Raw genomic sequence first — 16,119 nt, forward strand, 5'->3', positions numbered from 1 at the left:
TAACAAAGCTATCAGCATTTTATAYTGTATACAATATATTTATGCAAATTTTTTAAATAAATCGTGAAATGGAGTAAGGTTCTAAATCAATCTTAGTTGGCTGTTCCTGTTGCAATGACAAGATAAGATCAGCGGTAAACGCGGCTTGTGTCAGGCCTAAATGCTGATGCCCAAAAGCCATGAGAACTCGTCCATCACATGTGGAATCAATCACAGGCAGTGAGTCTGGCAGTGACGGTCTTGGTCCCATCCACCCTTCCCCTCTCTCTTGCGATAAGTCAGGAATAAGTGCACTTGCATGTTGATGCAGCATCGTTGAGCGGTGTTGGTTTTCTACTGCATCCACATTGGCGTATTCCACTGTACCCGCCAAACGTAATCCTCCATTCATAGGCGTCATGATGAACTTTCTTTCCGCAGAACTGACCGCCATTGATAACGACTTAATGGGATTAGGTATCATGAGATGGTAGCCGCGCTCTGCCTGTAAAGGGGCGTTTATATTAGTCACACGTTTGGCTAACTTGGCGGACCACACACCCGCGGACAACACTACCTTGTCACTACTGATAGCATTATTTTCAGCGGTGATCACTTCACACCCTGAGTCGGACACCTTGAGGTCATCCACTTTGTCAATAATAATCTCTCCGCCAATATCCTCATAAGCCTTTGATATAGCAAGACACAAATCAAATGGCTCTATAGTGTGGCCGGTTTTAGGAAAGAGAATCGCATGCTTAACCTGGTCGCTTAAGTTCGGTTCTTTTCGGCGAGCGGCATTGCCATCAAGCACCACGGCATCAACGCCATTCAGTAGAAGTTCGTCCAAAACAGAGCGGTAATTGTTAAACGCCATGTCCGTTTCAAATACTAACATTGACCCTTCATCTTTCAGCATGTGCAGTTGCCCGATCTCTGTCAGTAACTGATGCCACGCCTCTATAGAGTGCTTATTAAGTTCGATCAGTGCAGTGGTCGCTTTGCGAAATTGTTTCGGTCTGGCATTAAATAAAAAACGCAACATCCAAGGAATGGTTTGCAAAATATCCCGCCAACGAATCGACACTGGGCTTTGTGGGTCAAATAGCATTTTAGGCAACTGAGGAATTAACGCCGGTGATGAAAGTGGGAAAATTTGCTCTGTGGCAAAGTGACCTGCGTTACCTTTCGAGCAACCTTGTGCAACTCCTTTACTATCTATAAGACGAGTTTTCAGTCCACTCTTTTGTAAGCGGTATGCGCAACATAAACCGACAATACCACCACCAATAACTATCACATCTGATTCTGCATCTCTATTCATCACATTTCGCCCAAAATAAGATTGTATAAAATATACTATGGGGTATATTAACATTATTATTACATTTTAAAAGATGCGATTTTAAGGAGGAATAAAAAATGAGAAAGGGAACGTTTTTTTGTATTGATGCTCACACTTGCGGCAATCCTGTTCGATTAGTTGCTGGCGGATACCCGCCACTGATCGGTAATACCATGAGTGAGAAGCGACAACATTTTTTAAAAGAGTTTGATTGGATAAGACAAGCGCTCATGTTTGAACCTCGAGGTCACTCTATGATGTCCGGCTCGATGGTATTGCCCCCTTGTTCGAGTAATGCCGATGCCTCTATCCTGTTTATTGAAACCAGCGGCTGCTTGCCAATGTGTGGTCATGGCACCATAGGTACTGTCACCTCGGCCATCGAAAACGCCATTATTACGCCAAAAGTTCCCGGTGAACTTATTCTTGATGTCCCCGCGGGCCAAATCAAAATCGAGTATCAACAAGTTAATGGCAAAGTTGAATCCGTGAGAATTTACAATATCTCCTCTTATTTAGCTCACACCGATGTGGTGGTTAATGTACCGACACTGGGTGAGTTAGTGGTGGATGTCTCTTATGGAGGAAACTTCTACGCCATTGTTGATCCTCAGAAGAATTACCAAGGGTTAGAACATTTCAGTGCCGATCAGATCCTACAGTTAAGCCCAATAGTTCGCCAAGCGGTAGACCGCGCCGTTGAATGTATCCATCCAGAAGACCCTACCGTGAATGGCGTCAGCCATGTGTTATGGACAGGTGAACCAACCCAGCCAGAAGCGGTCGCCCGTAACGCCGTTTTTTATGGTGATCGCGCCATCGATAGATCCCCATGTGGTACCGGTACCAGTGCTCGAATGGCGCAATGGTATGCCAAAGGAAAACTGCAAGTCGGTGACGATTTTGTTCATGAAAGCATCATTGGCAGCATGTTTAAAGGTCGAGTGGAATCCACCGCACAAGTGGGCCGTTATGAAGGGATTAACCCAAGTGTAGAGGGCTGGGCAAAAGTGTTTGGTCACAACACCATTTGGGTAGATGAAGATGACCCGTATGCATTTGGTTTTGAAGTGAAGTAGATACAGTAACAAATAACTCATACATGAATTTGGACGTAAGGAATAACCATGTCAACCTCGACAACTCAAGCAAGCCCAGTAAATACAGCTTCTACGAATGTTTTTCAAGCCGTTAACCCGGTAGATGGATCTAAGCTTACTGGCGACTTTAGGCAAGACTCGCTGCTGCAAATTAATCACGCAGCTCAAGGTGCTCAAGATTGCTTTTTAGAGTATAAATCAACCAACAGTCAGCAGCGCGCTACCTTTTTACAGACGATTGCACAGCAACTCGAAGAGAACAGAGCTGAAATCGTTAGTCGCGCCATGCTTGAGTCTGGATTACCTGAAATGCGCCTTAATGGCGAACTGGGCCGTACGATTGGTCAACTCAACTTGTTCGCAAATAACCTATTAAGTGAAGGATGGCAGCAAGCGGTGATCGACACGGCGGATCCCGATCGCCAGCCGCTACCAAAACCTGATATTCGTTCTCACAATATTGCCATTGGCCCCGTTGCCGTATTCGGTGCATCGAATTTCCCTCTGGCGTTCTCTACCGCCGGTGGTGACACTGTTTCAGCATTAGCCGCTGGCTGTCCGGTCGTCATGAAAAGTCACCCTGCTCATCCAGGAACCAGTGAACGTGTAGAACGCTGCATCAAAAATGCACTTTCTATGTGTCAACTTCCTGAAGGTGTGTTCTCTCTACTGCAAGGGACTTCAAATGAACTTGGTAGTGAGTTGGTTCGTCATCCGAACATTAAAGCCGTCGGTTTTACTGGTTCAACAATAGTCGGTCGTCTATTAATGGACATAGCGAGCTCTCGTCCAGAGCCTATTCCATTCTATGGCGAGCTAGGTTCAGCGAACCCTGTCTACCTTCTTAAAAACCAACTGGAAAACTCAGCCACTCAATTGGCTGAACAGTTTGTACAATCAATGACAATGGGTGCAGGTCAATTCTGTACCAAACCAGGCTTGATCATCGCAGTCGAAGGCGAGGCATTAAACCTATTTATTAAACAGGCTCAAACACAGCTTGCTGCTCAGCAATCACACACGCTTCTGACTCAAGGCATTAAGCAGAGTTACATCGCTTTATGTAAAGAGAGGGAGTTGGAGCCAAACTTAACCAAAATCACCGCCGACTCTGACGATAACAGCGTGATGGCCAAGTTATATCAAGTCTCTGCTCAAGATTGGCTAAATAATCCCGCTCTGGAAGATGAGATTTTCGGGCCACAAGCACTCGTTATTACCTGTGAAGATAATGAACAATTAGAGATCATCAGCAAGAAGTTAAGTGGCCACTTAACCGCAACGATCCATTGCAGTGAAGAGGATCACTACCAAGCTGAACGCTTAACCAGTATTTTAAGTGATAAAGTTGGACGCGTACTACTCAATGGTTGGCCAACGGGCGTTGAAGTATGTCACAGCATGGTACACGGTGGTACTTATCCATCAGCCACAATGAGCTGTAGCACATCAGTCGGTTCTGGCGCAATTTATCGCTGGTTACGTCCAGTCTCATATCAAAACTTCCCGCAAGCACTGCTTCCTGAAGTGCTGAGAGATCGAAACTCAAAAGGGACTTGGAGACAGATTAATGGTGAGATGAGCCAGCAATCGGTTCAATTTATTAACTAGTTGTTAGCTATGAAAACTAATGATTAGCTGAGAAACAGTGAGCTGAAGAGATTCAGCTCATTTTTTATAAGCTCAGAAAATAGCTAAAATAGTCACTCTGTTTTTCATATCCCAATGACTCATACAATCCTTGTGCCTTGTCATTTGTCACCGCTGTCTCTAGAGCCAATCCTTTTGCTTTGGTTTCAGCCGCATGTTCTTTTGCTCGCTCCATCAACACTCTTCCTACTCCTAACCCTCTTGCAGATTCAGCCACAAATAGATCATTAAGCACCCAGATAGACTGCATAGATACCGAAGAGAATGACGGATATAATTGAGTAAACCCCAGCATTACGCCCTTCTCATCTTTAGCGAAAAAAACCACCGACTGTTGTAGGCTGATCCGCTCTGCAATAAACTGTTTGGCTAAATTAAGTTGGTCATCACAACCATAAAACAGTCGATATTGATTAAACAACTCCGACACTTGGTCAATATCTTGGTTGGTCGCTCTCTCTATGATAATCCCCATCAATCCCTTCCTCTGTTTCATCCAGTTTTTAGTCATAGTCTATTGGCACTCTGCCGCCAGTGCTCTTCTGTCTAACACACTCTGTTGCCACCAAATAAACGGGGCAATAACAGAGAATAGAATGATAGAAAAGATCATATCCCAACCTATGGAATAGGCTAACAACATGCAGAATAGACAACTTATAAAAATGAGGGGAAGGTAGCGTTTGTTTAACAATTTAATCGCCGACAGCATTGCAGCCAAATAGATAAAAACAAAGACCCCATTATTCCAATTGATTAACTCTTCAAGATCTTGACCACTAAAAAAGGTGAAAATTAATACAATCGACATTCCAATCAACTGAGCGTTGAGTGCTCGAACAGGCACGTTATGGCGATTACGTGTACTAAAATAACGCGGTAGCACACCTTCAGAGCTGAATGACCACATCAATCGAGCCGCACTGGCGGTATACACATTCACTGTGGCAACACCCGCAGAGATGCCTAAAATTCCGATAACCTCCGCACCGTAACCCCCTAATAAGCGATCAAATACCTCGACCATGGCCAAAGGGGCGTCGGTTGGCACTAATAACAGCAGTAAAGTACACGCAAGATAGATCATACCGACTACTGTGACACCAATTAACATCGCAGGGATCATATCTCTATCAGGACGTTTAAAATCATTGGCTAAGTGGGTGATAGCCTCTACGCCTAAAAAGCTCCAAAACGCGATACCGACAGCGCGAAAAACTGCACTTTCATGGCTTATCTCTTCAAACGACAAAGAGGATAAACTCCCGCTATTAATGCCCACCGCACCAAACAGTACCAACACAATCGCAACGATGGCCATGGTGAGTGCAAACTGCAACTTAGCAGATACCTGTATGCCTTTAATATTTAGAATAAAAATTAATGCAATCAGTCCCAATTCTACAGACAGTTCTTTTATGCCTGTCATCGGCACTAATTCATTAATAAATTGAAAGGTAATAATGATCGCAACAGGAGCACCGAACGGTATCACCAATAAAAAACTCAACCCTATGGTCCTTCCTATGATTCGTCCAAAGGCTTTCTCGACAAAATAAGCAGGGCCTCCTGCATGAGGAAATACACTGGCCAGTCGTCCAAACACAAATGTTACTGGAATGATTGCCAACGTCAGTATCGCCCATGCAAACAGAGCACCACTGCCCGAACTGGCGATGGTCATTTGGGGTAAAATAAAGACACCGGTCCCCAGTAGTGTTGTGGCAATTAGACCAGCGCCCTGCCAGCGTCCGATCGTTCCTTGATGGTTATTCATTGGCTTCTTGTTCGTTATTAATGATAAAGTCATTATATGCACAAACACGGTGACAAAGTGACGGCAATATCCAACAATAGTTCTGCCAAGCCAACAAAATAACGGAATTTCAACATAACGCTATGCATAAGGGAGCAGTGTGGATAAATTCGATAAAGCGATTATCAACGAGTTGCGTAAAAATGCGCGTCAAAGTATCTCTCACATTTCAGAGGCCGTTAACTTATCTCGATCATCGGTATCGGAAAGGATAAAAAAACTTGAAAACACGGATGTGATCAAAGGCTATCAAGTATTGCTGAGTGAATCTCAAAAAGAGGGGGTATCGGCCTACTTTGAAATCAAACACAAATGTTCGCGTTGCTCAGATGTGATCCCACTCTTTCAAGACATTCCTGAAGTCATCACATGCCGTGGTATTACTGGAGATATGGATCTGGTGGTTTTTGTAAAAGCGGAAACAATGAGCCGCATTCATGAAATTCGCGAGTTTATTGATATGCAGGGAGACATCGAGAAAATCCGTACCAATGTCGTTATGAGTGAGTGGATAAATAATGGAGGCTAACCTTCAACCTCCACACAAACTCTCTACAGCTGCTTCTGATAGACATCCTCTGACTCATCAGTAGCAGTAAAACCAATATTCAATAGATACTCTTTGTGATTCTCTGTCTTCGCTTTTGCCTTTAACGTCTTAACGCCACGCTGTTTAATCTCTTCTGGATGCGACACAAAATAGTAGTTGGCTAATTTAAAATCTCTATACTGAGGGGTGACAAAATCCAGCAGCACAGACAGTTCCCCTTTTGCATTTATATTGCCCGCGAGCACACCCGCAATGCTATTATTTCTCAACATATAAAAGGCGGTATTGGCATTTTTAAGCTCATCTGCGGTGGTTTGCAACTCAATTTCACTCTGATTGGTTGAGATAAAATGTTGAAAATACTCTGTATGTACTGGAGCGACAACCAATTTAAACTGCTCTTGGGTTGAATAGAGTTTCCATAAGTAATAAATATTGATCCCGGCAATACCTAAGTTCATCAGCATGGTCGGATAAGAGTCAATAAAGTACGCAAAAGCAGCAAACGCAAGGCAACCAATTAAGTTGATTGTCCTTAGCTTGATAATTGACGTCATCGTCAAAGAGACAAGAACAATTAATGATGCCAGATAACCAAACCACTCAACCCAATCAAAATTCATCGCATTACCCTTCTATAAACCAACGGAAGTAACTTATTAGCAACATACACCATTCAATCTTAACACTTTTTTAGGGGGACACACACTTTAGGTTAATGATAAAAGCGATAATTAACGAATTGGTTGCCGTGACATTTAGAAATAACCGTGTTTTATGTAGGCCGAGTGAATGTCCGGAAATGGCACAGAATTACCGTCTTTAGCAACTAAATCTCTACTACGTTCTGCCTCTGATAGTGATAGAATCTCCGCATCAGAATTATCGAGAAACTCTATGTTTATCCATCATGTTAACGACATCGACTGGCTGGTGATTACCGGTTTTGAAGAACTGAAAACTCTATTTATCGAGGAAGCCGGTGCGATCCCTTCTTGCTTCTCTACCGCCAGCGAATTGAGCCTGATTGATCAAGCCAAGCGCACTTATGGATATTTGCCTACACTCAACGGCGTAATAACTGATACTGGGATATTTCAAAGCCAAGATAACGAAGAAGATTTGAACCCACAGCTTGCCTGTCTAGTTGAAGGGCGTGGTCGGGTGTTTTTATATGGTCATGGCGGCTTTGTGGCTTTTGTGGATGACGAGCACACCTTTATTACCCGAATCGACTGAAAAGATATTCAATAAGTTGAAATTGACATTCCTAGCAAGAAATAGGGCACAACTTGCTTAGGAAAAATGTATCACTCTATCGTTAAGGCTCGCTTATTCACCATCAAGCGAATCGATGACAATAGATCCGAGGCGACCATACCGACTTCTCCAAATTGCTGAGCCTCATGGTCCGCTGCCATACTGTGTAGTAATGTACCTAGGGTTGCTGCGCGCATCGGCGTGTAACCTTGGCCGAGTAAGGCGGTGATTATACCAGCAAGCAGATCTCCCATACCACCCGTTGCCATTCCCGCATTCCCCGCATGACAGACAACCACGGTTTCGCCATCACTAATTAGGGTTCCTGCCCCTTTTAATACCGTTATGCAACGATACTTTTTACACAGTGATAGCACGGTTTGATAACGGTTAGCTTCAACCTCTGAGATATCACAATCCAATAACATAGCTGCTTCACCTGGATGTGGGGTGATCACCAAGTTCTGCCACTTTTCGCTCTGGTCGTCGCTGTTAGCGAGCCAAAAAAGACCATCTGCGTCAATGAGTTTGGGAATGTCTTCGTTGTTGGCCGTATGGTGGTGGAGAGTATTGTAGAGTGTTTCCCCCCATTCATCTCGCCCTAAGCCAACCCCTAAACAGATGACGGAACACCACGTTAAGCGAGTCGTTAATTGTGCTTGAGTTGCCACCATCGCTTCGGGCAACAAACCTCGTATGGCACCGCAACTAGAGTCGTGACAAATCACAGCAGTGAGGCCAGCTCCTGCTCTAAGAGAAGCTGCAGCGGCTAAATAAGCCGCTCCACTCATCCCTTCAGCACCACCGGCTATAAGCAAGCGCCCATGGCTTCCTTTATGCGAATCTTGTTCTCTCTCTGACAAAGAATTCAACCAATCAGGGTGAGTGAGCAGCGTCTGTGTTGGGTTTTGCTGAGTAAAGATATGATCAACCCCCAGCCCGGCAAACAGAAGTTCACCCGTGACACGCCGAGCTTGCCCCGTAACGGCCCCCTGTTTCACTGCGATAAAGGTAATGGTGAGCGTTGCTCGAATGGCACAACCTAAGATTCGGCCACTGTCACTATCTAGTCCCGAAGGGATGTCTACCGCGATAATGGGGCGTTTGCTTTGATTGATTGTATCAATCACACCTTGAACATCAGGCCTGACTTGTCCGGCTATACCCGTTCCCAAAATAGCATCAACAATAAGATCGATATCTTCATCGATTTGAGCCTGTGGTGATTGAACCTCTCCTCCAACATCGAGGAATTGCTGCTTCGCACGCTGTGCACCTTCCGAAAGCCGAGCAGAATTGCCAACTTGCCATACAGTGACTTGATAACCGGATTGCAACGCCAAACGAGCGACTACAAAGCCATCCCCCCCGTTATTGCCAATTCCTGCAACAACCAGAATGTGACGACCGTGATTGAAACGCTGTTCAATCACCGAGAATACGGACTGCCCAGCCCTCTGCATTAAGTCAAACATTGAGATATTCAGCGCTCTCGCCGCCTCTTTCTCGCCTTCACGAACCGTCGACGATAAATGAAGAGGGACAGGAAGTGGTTGAATAGCGGGAGTCACCGACATAAAAAGCACCTTTATTTGATATGAGTTGATTCTTTGTGGGCAAACACTCTAATTCGATGTTCATCGGGTTCTATTGCTACCAATGCCAGACCGAAAACCAATTTAGTGGGTGCCGAAAGAAGGTCACAACTCCAGCATGCGTTTTTTCAATCTTGCTAGATCAATCGAGTTTGACCGTACCGTGAGCTTGATATACTCATACTCATACTCTTCTTTAGTCACACTCATGCTGGAACGAATTTCACCGATAATACCTTTTGCAGTATAAGGAACAACGACTTCCTCTTCGATCATCCCCTTCTCTGAAACGTCCACAATGTATTTGTGAAGTTTAGTGATGTCTGCCGGATTTCGTGTGGACGTCATCATGGCATCAGGGAACTCTTCCATCAGCGCTTGTTGTTGCATTGAGCTCAGTCGATCGGATTTATTCAGCACCAATAATTTTTGGCTATCCTCAACACCTACCTCTTCCAATACTTCATGCACCACATCTAACTGTGCGCGAAAAGAAGGGTCTGAAGCATCCACCACATATAACAACAATGATGCATCATGCGCTTCAGCTAAGGTTGAATGAAATGAGGCAACTAAATCGTGCGGCAGTTTTTTAATAAAACCAACAGTGTCTGACACTAATATTCGAGGTTGTGTCTCGGGGTACAAAGCGCGAACCGTCGTATCAAGTGTTGCAAAAAGCTTATTTTCACCTTCAACATCACTCCCTGTAATGGCTCGCATCATCGATGACTTACCCGCATTGGTATAGCCAACCAAAGCAACACAAAAAAGGTCAGAACGTTGTGTACGTCGCCCTTTCATTTCATCTTGAACACTCACCAGTTCGCGCTTAATGTCGGCTAACTGGTCACGTACTTTACGGCGGTTTAGCTCCAGTGTCGTTTCACCGGCACCTTTACCCATTTGGCGTTCTCTATCGCCACATGATGTCTCACGAAGTCGTGGTGCGACATAATTAAGACGAGCCATTTCAACTTGTAACTTCGCTGTTTTGGTGCGGGCATGACGGCTGAATATTTCAATAATAATACCAGTGCGATCAAATACTTCTACACCTAATTGATTCTCGACGTTACGCAGTTGAGATGGGGTTAAGTCGCAGTCAAATACCACCACATCAGCACAGGCAGACGGTAGATTATCTGAAGGGATATCAAATAAATCCGTGTCATCTAGGAAGTAGTCACCTCCAGAGCTGTCTTCGACCTCACCTTTGTTGCCAGTGAGACGCGCTATTTCAATCAGCTTCCCTTCACCCAACACATTCACTTTTTGTGTAGAGTTCTGTTTTTGCGACTGAGTGCCTACAACTTTAAATCCTAACGTTGTCACCAAACGCGCAAGCTCGGCAAGGGACTCTTCTGCTTCATACCCTTTAAATTGCGGTGTACAAATAGAAATAAGTAACGCGTGATTCAGTAATGGTTTTTCTGTTAGTTGCATATTTTTTTATGTTCATGCACCTAAGTGCAACCTAATTCTCATCTAATGTAGTGTGATCCTACGCTGTTATAAGTAAGCTTTATAGGGCAATAGAAAACTAAATACATATATTATCTAAATGATATGATTTTTATCTTTAATAACAATATGTTGGCATGATTCAAGGGATTTTTTATCTCTGAGGTAAATACAGCGCTTTTATTCGTCTGGCTTGTTGTAAGTCGTCAACCCCTTTTTTATCCACCAGAAGATTTTTTTCTTTTAAAATAGTAATGAGATCCGTGGGTACTGATTGCCCATTTCCAACAATTTCCACATGTCCAGCGGCGACAGTAACCGTACTGACTTGCCCTGCCCCATCGACATTTTGATTGGTTTGTTCACTCACACTAAATACGTAATCATCTTCTACACATTCACCACTCTCATCGACATGACGGCATTGATTGCGCTCATCTGTTTTGATCACGACATGTTGTGATACGGAAGAGAGCAGACTGCCCGGTTGCTGTATAAACTCAACATTCGGTGGGATTTGCTGATACTTTTCCCCAGTCACTGCATAGCAAATCAGATCAACAATCCCTAACGATAAAATGCGAAGTGATGTTATTCCACAATGAGAAGAGGCGTTGATCCCATTAAATGGCGCAGAGACGGTAGTAAGCTGAAGCTGTTCGGTATTCACCGCTTTTTGATCTTCTCTTTCAGCCGTTAGTGCCCGTCGGGAAATCAATCCGCCTTGGCTATGTCCGATAACATGCAGTGACTGCTGCGGATTCTGTTGGCTCAATTGATTCAAGGCAGACACTAACTCACCGGACGCCTTCTCGAGGCTATCTCTGTCATTGTACTCAAAGCAGATAGCTTGTTGATCATGCAGACTATAAACATCTGCCAGGGTACGGAATCGCCCAGCCGATGAAAAACAGCCATGTACAATAACGGTTAACGGTTCATCTGGATTAACGTTAATAGTGGCATCATTTTCATTGTTACAGTGCTTTAACCCATCGATTTGTAAGGACTGGGTGGTGGAGGAGTTTTCTATCACAAGCGTATCAGTTTCATTTAGTACAGGTGAAGAGCACCCTATTACGGTAAGTAAAACTCCAATACTCGAACAACGAAACAGATCGACTCTATTCATTAGGCACCCTACTGACTTCAAACGAATTAACTTATTGATTATATAATTAAAGCATTATTACTGTGCTTTGTTAGTTCATCCTAACACTGTTTAATTATCGTAACCTCATCATCCGCGCAGAGTGCTAATTTCATTTTCCTTCAAGCACAAAAAAGCCCCGACATTGCTGTCAGGGCTTYGWTGTTTGGAGCGATACACGAGGCTCCCGATCTTCGAGGTCTTAGGCGTGACCTCAACCTTGGCAAGGTTACGCTCTATCAACTTTTTGYAGGGACACACACTTTTATTAGCTATATCTCAAATACAAAAAAGCCCCGACATTGCTGTCAGGGCTTYGWTGTTTGGAGCGATACACGAGGCTCGAACTCGTGACCTCAACCTTGGCAAGGTTGCGCTCTACCAACTGAGCTAGTATCGCATTATAGATGGTGCCCCGGGCCGGACTTGAACCGGCACAGCGCGAACGCCGAGGGATTTTAAATCCCTTGTGTCTACCAATTCCACCACCAGGGCACGCAATTCTGGATTGCGGTGCTTGTAACTGATTTAGTTAGACACCATCTTAATACCGACTGATTTCAATCTCTCAATATCAATCGTTATTACAAATTTTGGAGGCGCCTCCCGGAGTCGAACCGAGGTCCACGGATTTGCAATCCGCTGCATAGCCACTCTGCCAAGGCGCCGTTGTCACTCAATAAGAAGTTTGGTTGCTTCCTCTTGGGTACGGGATGCATTCTACGGATTCACTAAGTGGAGTCAACACTATTTTAATAATTTTGTGCCGTTTGGCTAATTTTGCATCAGAACGTCTATAATTCAGACTTTATGCCTCTTTCTACTCGTCACAAATATAAAAAAAGCGAGCTATATCAGCTCGCTCTCTTGAATCCGGTTTATGCGACTTAGTGGTGTTTACTGTCTAACAGATCGCCTTTAGCGGCTGATAAGTACTGGAACATAGACCAATAGGTTAAAATAGTTGCCACGTATAAAGAGGCATACCCCACCCAAATCATGTAATCATTGTGGTGCCAAATTAATACCCACAGCGCAAACATCTGAGTAACGGTTTTTACTTTACCTACCCAAGAAACCGCTACGTTCGAACGCTTTCCAATTTCAGCCATCCACTCTCGCAATGCAGAGATAATAATCTCTCTCGCAATCATTGTTATCGCAGGAATAGTAATCCAGAGTGAGTGATAATAATCAGTGATCAATACTAATGAAGCTGCCACCATCACTTTATCAGCGACCGGGTCAATAAAGGCACCAAACTTAGTGGTTTGCTGCAACTTTCGAGCGATAAGACCATCAAGCCAGTCGGTAAAGCCTGCTACCCAAAAAATAGCAGCCGCAGCCATTGCAGACCACTCATAAGGCAGATAAAAAACCACCACAAAGACAGGGATCAGGAAAAGTCGAATCAATGTTAAAACATTAGGTATTGAAAGTTTCATAATAAATTATTCTTAGTATTGGCTTTTTTATTGGTCAGCTCTAATAGCTACAATGGTGCGCTAAATTCACTTCTGTTGCAATGCATCATGTATTTTTTCTGCTAATGCATGGCTAATGCCAGGCACTTTGGCGATTTCTTCAACAGTTGCTCGATTTAACTCTTGAATCCCACCCATAAACTTCAATAAGTTCTGTCTTCGTTTAGCCCCTATCCCTTCAATATCTTCAAGCACACTACGTTTTCTGACTTTAGCACGTTGAGCACGGTGCCCACTGATCGCATGATTATGACTCTCATCGCGAATATGTTGAATCAAATGAAGGGCAGAAGAATCACTCGGTAACGAAAACTCCTCACCACTGGTTTTAATCAAGGTCTCTAAACCGGGCTTACGTGTTGTACCTTTAGCAATACCAATGAGCAGTGGTCTCTTAGGCCAATCATCCCAGTGCGTACTGATAATATCGTGAGCACGATTGAGTTGCCCTTTACCCCCATCGATGAAAATCACATCTGGTATTTTATCCACATCCAACTGTTTGCTGTACCTTCGCTCGAGTACTTGCCCCATAGCGGCATAGTCATCCCCGCCAGTAATCCCAGTGATGTTATAACGACGATATTCGGCTTTAACGGGGCCTTCATGATTAAAGACCACACATGACGCTACGGTTTTTTCACCCATGGTATGACTAATATCAAAACACTCCATACGCGAAATAGCGTCAAGCGCCAGTACTTTCTCCAGCTTCTTGAATCGCTGGTGAACGGTCATTTTATGATTCAGTTTGCTGCTCAGTGCAGTCGTCGCATTGGTATTGGCAAGTTTAAAATATCGAGCTTTGATGCCTTTGGGGTTAACCTGCAGAGTCACTTTCCGACCGGCCAGTTCGGTAAGTGCTTGTTCAAACACATCTCTTTCTGGGTGCTCACCAATGACCACCCGAGAAGGAATAGTACGGCCTTCTGAGTAACTTAAATAGTATTGACTCAGAAAGCTGGCGAAAACCTCTTCTTTCTCCGTATTAACGGGGATTTTAGGGAAATAACTGCGGCTACCTAATACTTTGCCCTGACGAATCATTAACAGATGAATACACGCCATCCCTTGATCAATGGCAAAACCGAGCACATCAATATCTTCACCGCTCTCTCCGGTGACAAATTGCTGCTCTTGCACCCGCCTCATCGCTTGAATCTGATCTCGGTATTTCGCGGCAGCTTCAAAGTTCAATGCTTGGCTGGCTTGCTCCATCTGCTCCACCAACTCAGTAATTACCTGTTGATCTTTCCCTTGCAGAAATAGACGGATAAAGCTGACCTGCTCACGGTAAGCTTCATCGCTAATAATTCCTTCAACACACGGCGCAACACATCGACCAATTTGGTGCATTAGGCAAGGACGTCGACGATTGGCATACACTGAATCTTCACATTGTCTAACTGGAAATAGCTTCTGCATGAGGTGCAAGCTTTCGCGTACTGCCCCAGAGTCAGGGTAAGGCCCAAAGTATTCCCCTTTGCGCTTTTTACTGCCACGGTGGATGGAAATTCTAGGGTGTCGATGTTGGCTGATGAATATATAGGGGTAGGATTTATCGTCACGTAACAACACATTATATTTAGGCATGTACTGCTTGATATAGTTGTGTTCAAGGATCAACGCTTCCGTCTCTGTATGAGTAACAGTGACGTCAATATGGGTAATATGACTGACTAACGCTTTGGTTTTTTCATTAGGAATGTTGCTACGGAAGTAACTACCAAGGCGTTTGCGTAAATTCTTGGCTTTACCAACATAAATCACAACAGACTCAGCGTTATACATCCTGTACACGCCTGGCTGTTGAGTCACACTACTTAAAAAGCTTTTTGAATCAAAGGTTGTCGTTGATGCTGGCACTAAAGAGACTCGGTATCCAAAATTCCATAACGGATCGCAAGATGCGTCAATTCGACATCGCCCCCGATGTTCAATTTACTAAACAATCGATAACGATAGCTGTTGACTGTTTTCGGGCTTAAATTTAACTGCTCTGAAATGTCCGTCACTTTCTGACCTTTAGTGATCATTAACATGATCTGCAATTCTCGTTCAGAAAGTTCTTTAAATGGATTTTCTGACGCGGGTGAAAATTGACTCAATGCCATCTGTTGGGCAATTTCAGGTGATATGTAACGTTGGCCACTGTTCACGGCTCTGATGGCATTAACCATCTCGTCTGGTCCTGCACCTTTGGTTAAATAACCGGCAGCTCCAGCTTGCATCACTTTCGTAGGAAATGGGTTTTCCGTATGAATCGTGAGCACAATAATTTTAACATCTGGATTAAATCGTAAAATCTTTCGTGTTGCTTCTAATCCACCAATACCAGGCATGTTCATATCCATAAGAACAATGTCTGCCATTTCAGCACGGCACCATTTTACCGCTTGCTCACCGCTGTCAGCTTCCCCTACTACTTTAATTCCACGGACATCTTCAAGAAGACGTCTAATCCCTGTGCGAACCAGCTCATGATCATCTACAAGGAATACTTTAATCAAACTTGCATCTCCACATTTTACTATTCACTTTTGTTTCAGTACAGACTTTCAACATAATACGAAAAAATGCTACTCAAAGATTCTAACTCAACTGATATTAAAAACTCATTTTCTTTTTGCGTTACATCCCAAACTTTTAATAAAATACATTAAATTGCTGAAAATTACAGCAAAAATAGATTTCATGTACTCTATCATTAATGGCTTCAATAG

14 protein-coding genes and 3 tRNA genes are annotated in these 16,119 nt (G+C 43.8%); 4 read left to right on the plus strand and 13 right to left on the minus strand.

The window, feature by feature from the left end; genetic code table 11:
- Positions 1 to 52: 52 nt before the first annotated feature.
- A complete protein-coding gene (locus L4C32_RS13200) occupies positions 53 to 1,306 on the minus strand; it encodes an NAD(P)/FAD-dependent oxidoreductase (RefSeq protein WP_428197349.1) in 1,254 nt (417 codons plus the stop codon).
- A gap of 98 nt (positions 1,307 to 1,404) precedes the next feature.
- On the opposite strand from L4C32_RS13200, the gene L4C32_RS13205 reads away from it, so the two are divergent.
- Together L4C32_RS13205 and L4C32_RS13210 are read left to right on the plus strand one after the other, a co-directional pair.
- A complete protein-coding gene (locus L4C32_RS13205) occupies positions 1,405 to 2,406 on the plus strand; it encodes a 4-hydroxyproline epimerase (RefSeq protein ID WP_428197350.1) in 1,002 nt (333 codons plus the stop codon).
- A gap of 48 nt (positions 2,407 to 2,454) precedes the next feature.
- Positions 2,455 to 4,038 (plus strand): aldehyde dehydrogenase (NADP(+)), encoded by a 1,584-nt coding sequence (locus L4C32_RS13210; RefSeq protein ID WP_428197351.1) that lies wholly within the window; start codon positions 2,455 to 2,457, stop codon positions 4,036 to 4,038.
- A 64-nt stretch (positions 4,039 to 4,102) separates the two neighbouring features.
- On the opposite strand, the gene L4C32_RS13215 is transcribed toward L4C32_RS13210, so the two are convergent.
- Both L4C32_RS13215 and yjeH read right to left on the minus strand, forming a co-directional pair.
- The gene (locus L4C32_RS13215) at positions 4,103 to 4,552 is read right to left on the minus strand and encodes a GNAT family N-acetyltransferase (RefSeq protein ID WP_428197352.1); all 450 of its coding nucleotides are present in this window, start codon (positions 4,550 to 4,552) and stop codon (positions 4,103 to 4,105) included.
- 39 nt (positions 4,553 to 4,591) lie between these two features.
- Complete coding sequence (gene yjeH / locus L4C32_RS13220) at positions 4,592 to 5,854, minus strand: L-methionine/branched-chain amino acid transporter (protein WP_428197353.1); 1,263 nt, start codon at positions 5,852 to 5,854, stop codon at positions 4,592 to 4,594.
- A gap of 139 nt (positions 5,855 to 5,993) precedes the next feature.
- On the opposite strand from yjeH, the gene L4C32_RS13225 reads away from it, so the two are divergent.
- Positions 5,994 to 6,422 carry an Lrp/AsnC family transcriptional regulator gene (locus L4C32_RS13225; RefSeq protein ID WP_428197354.1) on the plus strand — a complete coding sequence of 143 codons (429 nt, stop codon included), beginning with the start codon at positions 5,994 to 5,996 and terminating at the stop codon, positions 6,420 to 6,422.
- Between the two features lie 23 nt (positions 6,423 to 6,445).
- Here the strand turns inward: L4C32_RS13225 and L4C32_RS13230 are convergent, their stop codons facing one another.
- Positions 6,446 to 7,066 (minus strand): hypothetical protein, encoded by a 621-nt coding sequence (locus L4C32_RS13230; RefSeq protein ID WP_428197355.1) that lies wholly within the window; start codon positions 7,064 to 7,066, stop codon positions 6,446 to 6,448.
- Positions 7,067 to 7,340: 274 nt separating this feature from the next.
- On the opposite strand from L4C32_RS13230, the gene L4C32_RS13235 reads away from it, so the two are divergent.
- Positions 7,341 to 7,682: a cytosolic protein gene (locus L4C32_RS13235; protein WP_428197356.1), complete on the plus strand. Its 342-nt coding sequence runs from the start codon at positions 7,341 to 7,343 to the stop codon at positions 7,680 to 7,682.
- Between the two features lie 71 nt (positions 7,683 to 7,753).
- Here the strand turns inward: L4C32_RS13235 and L4C32_RS13240 are convergent, their stop codons facing one another.
- The 9 genes from L4C32_RS13240 to uvrY form a co-directional block, all read right to left on the minus strand.
- Positions 7,754 to 9,280 carry an NAD(P)H-hydrate dehydratase gene (locus L4C32_RS13240; RefSeq protein WP_428197357.1) on the minus strand — a complete coding sequence of 509 codons (1,527 nt, stop codon included), beginning with the start codon at positions 9,278 to 9,280 and terminating at the stop codon, positions 7,754 to 7,756.
- Between the two features lie 123 nt (positions 9,281 to 9,403).
- Positions 9,404 to 10,744 carry a GTPase HflX gene (hflX, locus tag L4C32_RS13245; RefSeq protein ID WP_428197358.1) on the minus strand — a complete coding sequence of 447 codons (1,341 nt, stop codon included), beginning with the start codon at positions 10,742 to 10,744 and terminating at the stop codon, positions 9,404 to 9,406.
- A gap of 172 nt (positions 10,745 to 10,916) precedes the next feature.
- Positions 10,917 to 11,894 (minus strand): esterase/lipase family protein, encoded by a 978-nt coding sequence (locus tag L4C32_RS13250; RefSeq protein WP_428197359.1) that lies wholly within the window; start codon positions 11,892 to 11,894, stop codon positions 10,917 to 10,919.
- 342 nt (positions 11,895 to 12,236) lie between these two features.
- Positions 12,237 to 12,312, minus strand: a tRNA-Gly gene (locus L4C32_RS13255).
- An 8-nt stretch (positions 12,313 to 12,320) separates the two neighbouring features.
- Positions 12,321 to 12,407 (minus strand) — tRNA-Leu (locus L4C32_RS13260).
- 99 nt (positions 12,408 to 12,506) lie between these two features.
- Positions 12,507 to 12,580: transfer RNA gene (locus L4C32_RS13265), tRNA-Cys, on the minus strand.
- A gap of 219 nt (positions 12,581 to 12,799) precedes the next feature.
- Positions 12,800 to 13,357, minus strand: a complete 558-nt coding sequence (gene pgsA / locus L4C32_RS13270) for a CDP-diacylglycerol--glycerol-3-phosphate 3-phosphatidyltransferase (RefSeq protein ID WP_428197360.1) — start codon at positions 13,355 to 13,357, stop codon at positions 12,800 to 12,802.
- 66 nt (positions 13,358 to 13,423) lie between these two features.
- Positions 13,424 to 15,262 (minus strand): excinuclease ABC subunit UvrC, encoded by a 1,839-nt coding sequence (gene uvrC / locus L4C32_RS13275; RefSeq protein ID WP_428197361.1) that lies wholly within the window; start codon positions 15,260 to 15,262, stop codon positions 13,424 to 13,426.
- Positions 15,262 to 15,906 (minus strand): UvrY/SirA/GacA family response regulator transcription factor, encoded by a 645-nt coding sequence (uvrY, locus tag L4C32_RS13280; protein ID WP_428197362.1) that lies wholly within the window; start codon positions 15,904 to 15,906, stop codon positions 15,262 to 15,264. The genes uvrC and uvrY overlap by 1 nt, the downstream gene beginning before the upstream one ends.
- Positions 15,907 to 16,119: the final 213 nt, after the last annotated feature.

The organism is Aliivibrio kagoshimensis, from assembly GCF_050337105.1.
In the GTDB taxonomy this organism is placed as follows: domain Bacteria; phylum Pseudomonadota; class Gammaproteobacteria; order Enterobacterales; family Vibrionaceae; genus Aliivibrio_A; species Aliivibrio_A kagoshimensis.

Bases quoted from the DNA above. Each gene is read 5' to 3' on its own strand.
- L4C32_RS13210 (WP_428197351.1), top strand. From the start codon at position 2,455: ATGTCAACCTCGACAACTCAAGCAAGCCCAGTAAATACAGCTTCTACG.
- L4C32_RS13205 (WP_428197350.1), top strand. From the start codon at position 1,405: ATGAGAAAGGGAACGTTTTTTTGTATTGATGCTCACACTTGCGGCAAT.
- L4C32_RS13215 (WP_428197352.1), bottom strand. From the start codon at position 4,552: ATGGGGATTATCATAGAGAGAGCGACCAACCAAGATATTGACCAAGTG.
- hflX (WP_428197358.1), bottom strand. From the start codon at position 10,744: ATGCAACTAACAGAAAAACCATTACTGAATCACGCGTTACTTATTTCT.
- yjeH (WP_428197353.1), bottom strand. From the start codon at position 5,854: ATGAATAACCATCAAGGAACGATCGGACGCTGGCAGGGCGCTGGTCTA.
- L4C32_RS13235 (WP_428197356.1), top strand. From the start codon at position 7,341: ATGTTTATCCATCATGTTAACGACATCGACTGGCTGGTGATTACCGGT.
- L4C32_RS13250 (WP_428197359.1), bottom strand. From the start codon at position 11,894: ATGAATAGAGTCGATCTGTTTCGTTGTTCGAGTATTGGAGTTTTACTT.
- L4C32_RS13200 (WP_428197349.1), bottom strand. From the start codon at position 1,306: ATGAATAGAGATGCAGAATCAGATGTGATAGTTATTGGTGGTGGTATT.
- L4C32_RS13240 (WP_428197357.1), bottom strand. From the start codon at position 9,280: ATGTCGGTGACTCCCGCTATTCAACCACTTCCTGTCCCTCTTCATTTA.
- pgsA (WP_428197360.1), bottom strand. From the start codon at position 13,357: ATGAAACTTTCAATACCTAATGTTTTAACATTGATTCGACTTTTCCTG.
- L4C32_RS13230 (WP_428197355.1), bottom strand. From the start codon at position 7,066: ATGAATTTTGATTGGGTTGAGTGGTTTGGTTATCTGGCATCATTAATT.